This window comes from Tissierellales bacterium (assembly GCA_025210965.1).
GTDB lineage: Bacteria > Bacillota > Clostridia > Tissierellales > JAOAQY01 > JAOAQY01.
The window spans coordinates 1-9215 of sequence record JAOAQY010000188.1 but is presented as its reverse complement, the minus strand read 5'-3'; the positions used below and the strand labels follow the sequence as shown (position 1 = coordinate 9215).

Genomic DNA, 9215 nt, shown 5'->3' with positions numbered 1-9215 from the left:
TACATAGCCTGTGCTTCCCTTTTGACCTGATCCGATGTCTCCTAGTTCTTTTAGCGGAGCGTCTTTGTGAAGTCTGATTCCATCTGGTGTGTATCCTTTAAGTCTGATTCTAACATCTTCAGCTGTTTTTTCTGTTACGTTCTGAAAGTCTATAAATACTAGACTTGGCTGTCCTGCTTTGAGTGTGTTTCCCTGAATAGAAATATTATCGGGTAGTATCTCTGGTTTTTCATCGCTACCTTCTACTTTTATGTATCCGTAGAATGTATCATTGTCTGTGTACTTTTTATCGTTTTTGTCTTCATATCTTACCTGAAAACCTATTTTGTATGTTCCATTTTTGGCTTTTTTGTCTACGTCAAATTTGAAACTAACTTCTTCCTCTTTACCGTCTCTGATTTTGTCGATTTCTTCTTCATAATCATCAATTTCAATATCTCCTTCAGAAACTACAGGTGTAACTTTGATGTCTTTAGCGTCTAAATCACCTGTGTTTTCTAGTGTGATAGATATCTTGGCATTGTCTCCAGGCTCTACTGTGTCTTTGTCTGGTGATTCTCCCATCACTAGTTCTGCTTTATCATCTTCATCATCTTCATCTTCGTCTGTTTCTTTTTTCTCTTCTTTAATAGGAAGTTTTATATAATCCGATGTAGATTGTTCTCCATATAATAGCTCAAAACTGAATTTTTCACTGCCTGATCCATCATACTCTAATTTAACATTTACTTTTTTAGTAGCGTTCGCTGCTATTGAAGTTGCTACTTTTTCTTTAGATCCTCTGCCATCTAAGCTAAAGGCTGAACCAGAATCTACTTTCAAGTAGATGTCGTTTATCGTAGCATCTGTGTTGTTTTTAAGTTCTAGTTCTAAATCAAAGCTTTCTCCTTTAGATATGTTTGAGTCGCTTGATTTAAAATCTTCTACTGTAATGGCTGTAGATGATGCCATAGCTATAGGGCTTATTGCCACTACGAGCATTACTGCCACTAGTAGCATACTCAATGCCCTGTATGAATTATTTTTTTTCTTTTTGTTCTTCTGCAATTTTTTTTGCATGATGGACATACCTCCTGACGTCTTCTTTCTCTTTTACTTCTACTTTTACTATGTTTCCATCCAATACGTATACTACTTTGTCTGCGTATTGGGCAATTTCTCTATCGTGGGTTACCATTATCATCGTCTGATCGTTTTTTTCTGCTAGATCTAGCATGATACCCATGATTTTGCTTGTGGTCTTTGAATCAAGGTTTCCAGTAGGTTCGTCAGCAAATAGTATGCTTGGCTCTCCTGTAAATGCTCTGGCAATTCCCACCCTTTGTTGCTGACCACCAGACATTTGTGTCGGTTTGTGCTTGATGTAGTTTTCAAGCTCTACAGCCTTTAGATACTTCTTGGCTCTTTTATCTCGTATATGTTTGGGAACCCCTCTGAATGTAAGCGGTAAGCTAACGTTTTCTTCAGCTGTAAGGGTAGGAATCAAGTTGTATGATTGAAATATAAATCCTACATGTTTCTGTCTGAAGCTTGCTAATGTCTTTTCATTCATTTTCGTAACTCTCTCATCTTTGATGTCTACGTATCCTTTTGTGGGTTTCTCGAGTCCTGCCATCATATTTAGTAGAGTTGATTTACCAGAACCTGATGTTCCGAGTATACAACAAATTTCACCTTTGTATATATCTAGGTCTATTTTGTTTAGAGCTACTACTTTTTCTTTACCTATTTTATATACTTTTCTTAGATTTCTTATCTTTATTATAGGTTTTTCTTTTGCGCTACCCTTTTTTTCTACTATGTCCTCGATCTTTAGTCCCACTTTTTGAGCTTCTCTAAGCTCTTCTCCTAGAGATTTTTCAAGTGTTGATCCTATAGTTTTTGGTGCTAAATCATCTATTAGGTTTTCTTGCGTTTTCTCTAAATTTGTTTTCTGTTCGCTTGCAATGTTTTTATCCAAATTTGGTTTTAAATCTGTAATGGAAATAACCTCCCTTCGCTACTAGTTATTCTCTTTATGACATAGGTCGCGATTTTTATTATCACGAATATTATATCACTTCATTTTTTAATATTAATTACAATTTGGTTTCATGTTCTGACAATTTTAATCTGTTCTTAATTTTTTTGATACAAAAAAAACACAAAACAAAACGGCAAAAGAATACGGTTCTATCGTTTCAAATTTTCAAATACAATAAAACCGTCTCTATTTGCCGTTAAATTATTTCATTTTTTATCTATAATATATAGCTGTCCAGCGCTAAATTTAAGACTATGTGAGTTGTTTGCCTCTAATCTCTCTTTTCACCTGGCATCATAGGCATTTTAAGACTCGCATACAAGTATCCCTTCTCAGCAGATAAGTACTCCTGTACTTTTTTCGGATCTGCTTTTTGCTCGCCGGTCTGATTATTTGTCTCTATGATTTGATTCATTTTTCTATCTGTTTCTCTATGCTGACTTTGTCTCTTAGCTGATACTGTAGCAAAATAAGCATCTTCAGCTTTGTTTAGATTGGCAGCAAAATTTGCTTTGTAACCACCACCAAGCCATTTTTTCTCCATTTGGTTCAAAGTCATTTTTTCTTTTGAAAATCTCGATTCTACTCTGATAGCCATGAGGGCGTTATCTAATGTCGAATTAATCGTCTTCGCTACTTTTTCAATCATTCCCGGATGTTCTTTCTGCATTCTCTCTATTAATGTTTTGTTTTTTATGTTTGCCTGATAACCCCTCGGCAGATTACTACTGACATTGTATATACTGTTAACTCCTGACATTATATCACTTCCCCTTAATTTAACTGGCTTTCCCCTAGTATTCTATAACTATTATAGAGTTTGCATTAAACTCATCATCTTCCTTATACGTCCCTACAATAATAACTTCGTCATCTTTGTCCATTTCCTTTAGTCTTATTTTATCATTTCCTTGAATAATCGTGGTGTCTCTATCTACATGTACTTTTATAGTGTCTTCATCATCACTATCATCTTTTTCAATTTTGACTTTGAAATAGTCATCATCTTCATAAACTTTGTACACTCTTCCTTTTAAAGTGTCCTCTTTGTACTTGACTTCAGCTTCTATCTCCAGCATAGTACCACCAGAGTATTTACCTTCTACAGCGTATCCTATTCTAAGATCGTACAAATCTGCATTCTTGTCATCTAATTCTATATCTGTTTCTTTGTCTACTTCAAATGAGTGTTCTTTGCTCTGTCTGTCTTTTATTTTTATGGTAGATTTGTCTCCGTCTATCGTTATACCTGATATATAACCTTCTATTTCTCGTTCTACCTTCTCTGCTTCTATCTTCGTTACTTCATCGTATTCTAACGTTATCTCTACTTCGTCGCCTTCTTCTAGTTCGTCGAAGTCTATATCATCTCTATCTCTTTCAATGTCCACATCATCTTCATCTATTTCAAAAGTATGTTTGTCATCATCTCTATCTTCTATTTCTATCTCATTTTTTCTAGTGTCTATATCTATTATAGTTCCCTTTATTTCTCGTATCTTGGATATAACTGTAACTTCTGTTATTTTGCCATTTTCTATTTTAAATACACCTTTTTGATCTTCGTCTAGTCTAGATGCTCTACTTTTTTCTCCATCGATTTCTACTTCCACATCATCATCTAGTTCATAAGTGTCTCTATCTCCATCTACATCTAGCACCAAACTTCCTGTCTTGACATCGTATATTTCAGCTGTAATTTCTTTTTCTACTGTAGACATTTTGACTTTTGTTGCAATATTTTCAGAACCTATAACTTTGTATGTTAGTTCTACGTCGTACCCTTCTTTTAATTCATCATAGTCTATTCTCTTCGATCCGAATTTGACGTCTGAGTCTTTATCTACTCTAACTAACTCTTGTTTTCTACTTCCAGTTTTGACATAAACATGTACCCTGTCTTTTCCAGATTGTAGTATGGTTTCTATAGTTCCTTCTATTTCTTTTGTCTCTATAGTCGCACTTGTCCCACTATCTTTGCTACTTGAACTAGAGCTTGAACTAGATCCTCCATTTGTAACTATTTCTTTGTAACTTAGGTCTAACATTTTTGCCATGGCTGCTCTGGTAACAGCACCTTTTGGATTGAATTTGTTGTCTGGTGTCCCTTGAACTATCCCCAAGTTCTGTATGATATATACGTATTTTAGCGCAGCATCTCCTATTAGTTCTTGATCTATAAATGACATAACTATGATGCTCGCATTTTTAGCATCTGCTTCTTTACCCATCATTCTAGTTAGGTATATACATAGCTCTTCTCTAGTTATTACTGTCGCTTTTTTGTTGTAGTAGAATTTCTTCACGTCATCTTTAGTAAGTATTTTTTTCTCGATAGCATAGGCAATATCTTTTTGAGCCCAAGATGCTGCACCCAAGCTATTTAGATATGTCTTGTGTTTTGAAAGTGCTGCATTTTTTTCAGAATCACTAGGTTTTAGTATTCTAGATATCATTACCATAGCTTGCTCTCTAGTTATTGACTCATTTGGTCTAAATGTAGCATCCTCATATCCTTTTATAACCCCTAATCTATTCATACTAGCTACGTATTTACTAGCCCAATGACTATCTGGTACATCTGTATAAATTTGCGCAAATGCAGTACTTGCACTTGCTATTATAATTCCTGTTGAAATAAGTGCCGCAAATTTTGATAGCTTCTTCATAATAGTTCCCTCCACTTTTTTATTTTCTTGCAGACGGAATCCCTCTATCCCGTGCTGCTATCTCTTCATACTTACCCTTATACCTTCTATTATCGACAATTTCCAGCTTTTTTTCAAGTCTATGAAAAAATTTTCTTATTTTAAACAAAAAAAGCACCTAAAAAATTCAAAAAAAATAAGTTACCTTAAGATGGTGCCAGGCACCATCTTAAGGTAACTTATTAGTGATTTATGTTGCTACATCCTACATTCCTGTAGTTCTAAAGTATTCGAATTGTTCTATCTTCATATTGTACTCTTGAATCTTTTTGATTTGATCTATTTTTGCTTTCATGTATGCATTTTCAGCATCTGCATATTGAAGCTGTGTTATCATTCCCGTATCTAGTTTGATCTTTGCTATCTCTAAATCTTTTTCTGCTGTTTGTCTGTTTAGTTCTACAACACTAAGCTCTCTATTTAACTTTTTGATTTCAAAGTATTTGTCATAAGTATCTATTTTTAGTTGTTTTCTAGCATCATTTAACTCTATCTCTGCTTTTTTCCAGTTGTTAACCGCTACTTTTCTGTTGATATAATCAGTCTGAGCTCTTCTGATATAGATATCTCTTTCTCTATCTGCTATCTCAAATTCTCTTTCTTTGTTTTTGATCGCTTGCTGATTTTCTAGTATTTCGTTTGTTATTTTAGTTAGATTATAATCGAATTGTTTAGCTTTTATAGTCTCATCTAATTCAAAATTCACATTTAAATCTTCTCTACCCAATAGGTTGTTAAACTTCATTTTTGTAACTTCGTGAGTGCTCTTTAAGTATGTCAATTGACTGCTCAAATCTGTAACTTTAGCTTCCATTTTGTCATACTCTAGCTGTGTAGCTGATCCGAGTTCTAGTTTAGTTCTAACTATATCTCTTTGCTCGAGTAGATTATTGTAGCTTTCCTCGACCTGTTCTATTGTCTTTATAAGTTCTACTAATTTGTAGTATACTTCTTTTACTGAAAGTTTTAGTTTTTCCTCTGCAGCGTCTTTTCCCATTTTAGCCGTTTCCAAATTGAATTCAGCTCTCTGAACTGCTACATCCTTCTGAATTCTAGCATCTGCTTTAGAGTTCTGAGAACCATATTTGTCTATTACCTCTAGCTTGATTTTTCTCGCTTGATCTTCAGTTTCTTCTAATTGATCTTCTGCCATCTGTATAGTTATATCCTGAATCTTCAGCTGTGTGTTATTTTCCATAACCTCTGTTGTTGCATCTTCAATAGTCAATATATTAGGATTCACCGCAAAACTAGTCATAGGCATCATCACCATACTAGCTATCAATAATCCTGTAATAAATTTTTTCATCACAAACCCTCCTGTAACTCATCGTTTTCTTTCTCCGCCGTATCCGTCCGCTTTAAACTTCTCAGCTATCACTTGTAATATCGATTCTATCATCTCTTTATTAATTTTTTATTAACTTTAACTTAATTTTCTAGTTTCTTTCGTGTTTAATTTTAAATATTACATTTTTTAGTGTTCTATTTTTTAGTTTTAAAGTGTCAATAACTACAGTATAAGTATCGCTAAAATCTTGCGCACCTAAATCCAAGTATAGTTTTTGATCTTTTTCTATAAATTTAATTGATTTCGCTTCGTTAGATGAATTGTACACTTTGTACTCAGCAGTGTCTATAGTGTCATATTCTGGTTTCAATCTGAGATCATATAATTTTTTAGACATTTTGACTGGGTATATTTTTGCATCTCTATATCCATCTAAGTTCAATACGTTTTTTACATGCCCTATGTTCGAAATATTGAATATGTTGTTTTCTATATCGTATTTTAATTCAAAGTTTAGTTTTCCCTCTTTTAGTGGTTCTTTAAAGTATAGTCTCCCAGTACTCAAATCAAATTGCATATCATCCATTTCTGTCGCAACATTCGTCGGCTCAAGTATTTTTCCGTTTTTCGTTATACCTTCAAGCATAAAGTTTTGATGTATCTCTATCCTATCTGTACTAACGCTCATATCTCCCACAGTAGCTATCCCACTGACATCCGATGCTATATCTATAATAGTATCTTCCATAGGAAAATACGTTCTATCCGATCTATGACTTAAATAGTATCTGTAATCCCCAGATTTTATTCCCAATTCTACTACAGGTGACACTTGAAAATTTGTAACTATCTTTGTTATATCAACTGGTTTAAATGAGTATATTTTGCCATCTATCAAATCTTGAGATATGACTATATCATCTATCTTGTCCTTTAGCTCTGTAGCCATAAGTAGCGCTATTCCTTTAGGTAGGTTTGCATCTAATATGTCTGATTTTTCCCTTATATCTGGTATCACAAAATCATAAATCACGCTTCCACTCTGACCATATAATCTAGCTGCATAGCTTACTCCTTCCCGCTCATCTGGAAGTATCAATGAATGTTTTGCTTCGAGATCATACTCTTTTTGGTATTCGTAGCGGTACTCTCCATTTTCTTTCTCAAGCTTGTATATAGAGGCTCTCAGTCCTTTAGGGTAGCTCCCCTCTATTCTCTCTTCTATTTGTGTGTAGTAGTCCTTTATCTCTATGTTTTCCTCATTTAGTTTTATAGGATATGGAAATACATTTTCAAAGACATCAATCGAATATTTAACCTCACCATCTAATGGCTGTCTTCGAAGCTTTATGCCTTTCCAATCGTTTTCTAATGCCAATTCTACAGCGCTATACACATTTTGTGCATTTTTACTTTCTTTTTCTCTAAGTGAAATCTTTGGGATGTATTCAGTTCCATTGTATGTGTAGTAATTTAGTCTATATCCACTTGGAATTTTAGATTCTATGCGGTATCCTCTCTGTGACTTATGAGAATTTTCTACATCTATAAAAAAATTCAATTCTATATTCAATTCTCTTTTCCCATTGATTTCTTTTATTCCGCCATCAGGATGTCTGAGCCAAAGTTCTGATTTCCCATCATTTATAGTTATATCTACAAGTTCTAAGTTCGTCTTTAACTCGCTTAGTTCACTTGCAAGTGTGCTATAAGGTATGATTTTATCTGCTGCATAATCAGCCTGTGAAAATGCTATGAAATCTATTTTTTCATCTAGTTTTAATGGATAGGTTTTTATATTTCTATCATCTACCTCTATTTTGCTAACTGAATGTGATTTCACTTCTGCATCTTTTACAATTAGATAATAACGTCCATTTTCTACAAATTTGAATACAGCCTTGTATTTACCTGGCTCTAGAGCTAATCTTTTCTCTGTCTTTAGGCCCATAAGCTCTAGTTCATATCCTCTATCTCTGTATAATATATATTGCTCTCCCTGCTCAAAGTCTACATCCAAATAGCTATGAGTAGCTTTATCTGTATCTTCTAGTTTAGGTACTTCTACAATTTCTACACTTTTTATCATGGAGTTCAAGTCGTTTGCACCACTTGCAAAACAATTCGCTCCCTGTAAAAATAAAATCCCTGCTATCGCGATAGCACTTATGTAATACTTATTTGATTTCTTCATAGGATTCATCCTCTCATTTTATATCTCAATATTACTTTGTCCTTGCTTGTCTCTAAAAATATATCTAAATGTATTATAGACGTGTAGCAAAACTTTTCAATCAATTCTTCACTGTCTTCTCTTTTGTAATAATCGTGAGTATATCGATTTCTAAGTTTTACGCATTTACTTAAATCTTTTTTCAATTCATCTTCAAAAAATCCCATCTCATAAGCCTGACTTATTAGTTTTATTGCAGATGTTTTACTATCTATTTTCCCATTATTTATTACAATGTATGTCTCACACATATCCACTATATACTCGCAAAAATCTTGAAAAAAAGCAAATATAGCTCTGCGAATTATTCTATCTGGACTATCTTCATATTTTTTCAAGGAAAGTTTTAAATCATCTAATGTATCACTTGCCGATTTGTATTTTTCGTAAAATTTTTCCTTCTTGTATTTATAATAGGGCGTCATCAACATCCCTCCCGAAATAAGTATACTTTTCATCTTCAATAAGTCTTTGTTCAAAATTATTATTAATCCTTGCGTATTTAAATACATAGTGTTGAAAATCAAACCAATTTTTATCATCAATTATGAAAGTTTGATCACTATCAGTCAATATCCTTGCATATTTCGATCCATAATCTTTGTACAACACAAAGCTAATATGAATATCGTCATAATCATAATAATCCATTAGCAATGTTTCTAAATCGTCTTCTATATCAAGTGTTTCTTCATATTCAAATCTAGGTGCCATCAATACTAAAAAATCTATGTCACTTCTTCCTTCAATCCAGTCATCAGTTCCATAGCTTCCAAATTGCAAAATAGCAACTATTCCACTAATTGACTCTATTGCTTTCAAATTTTTAATTTTTTTCATTTAGCACCTCTCTTTCTATCAACAAAAGGAACATGCAGATATGGACTAGTATCGTCTTCTCTACCATATACCCATATTATAGCACAAAACAAAAAAGACAAGTTCTCACTTGTCTTTAAT

The 9215-nt window shown here is 33.4% G+C and carries 8 protein-coding genes; all 8 read right to left on the bottom strand.

Going from position 1 to position 9215, the window contains the following annotated elements; translation table 11 throughout:
- On the bottom strand, positions 1-1059 hold a 1059-nt coding region (locus N4A40_13780), incomplete at its 3' end, for a hypothetical protein (protein ID MCT4662922.1).
- Positions 1019-1765 carry an ABC transporter ATP-binding protein gene (locus N4A40_13775; GenBank protein MCT4662921.1) on the bottom strand — a complete coding sequence of 249 codons (747 nt, stop codon included), beginning with the start codon at positions 1763-1765 and terminating at the stop codon, positions 1019-1021. The genes N4A40_13780 and N4A40_13775, both read right to left, overlap by 41 nt.
- A 529-nt stretch (positions 1766-2294) precedes the next feature.
- Entirely contained in the window at positions 2295-2783 is a 489-nt protein-coding gene (locus N4A40_13770; protein ID MCT4662920.1) for a hypothetical protein, read from the bottom strand.
- A gap of 34 nt (positions 2784-2817) precedes the next feature.
- A complete protein-coding gene (locus N4A40_13765) occupies positions 2818-4692 on the bottom strand; it encodes an S-layer homology domain-containing protein (protein MCT4662919.1) in 1875 nt (624 codons plus the stop codon).
- A gap of 244 nt (positions 4693-4936) precedes the next feature.
- A complete protein-coding gene (locus N4A40_13760; protein MCT4662918.1) occupies positions 4937-6040 on the bottom strand; it encodes a TolC family protein in 1104 nt (367 codons plus the stop codon).
- Between the two features lie 130 nt (positions 6041-6170).
- The gene (locus tag N4A40_13755) at positions 6171-8216 is read right to left on the bottom strand and encodes a hypothetical protein (GenBank protein MCT4662917.1); all 2046 of its coding nucleotides are present in this window, start codon (positions 8214-8216) and stop codon (positions 6171-6173) included.
- 5 nt (positions 8217-8221) lie between these two features.
- Positions 8222-8680, bottom strand: coding sequence for a DUF86 domain-containing protein (locus tag N4A40_13750; protein ID MCT4662916.1), 459 nt, complete (start codon positions 8678-8680; stop codon positions 8222-8224).
- A complete protein-coding gene (locus N4A40_13745; GenBank protein MCT4662915.1) occupies positions 8664-9095 on the bottom strand; it encodes a nucleotidyltransferase domain-containing protein in 432 nt (143 codons plus the stop codon). Before N4A40_13745 ends, N4A40_13750 begins: the two co-directional genes overlap by 17 nt.
- Positions 9096-9215 lie beyond the last annotated feature (120 nt).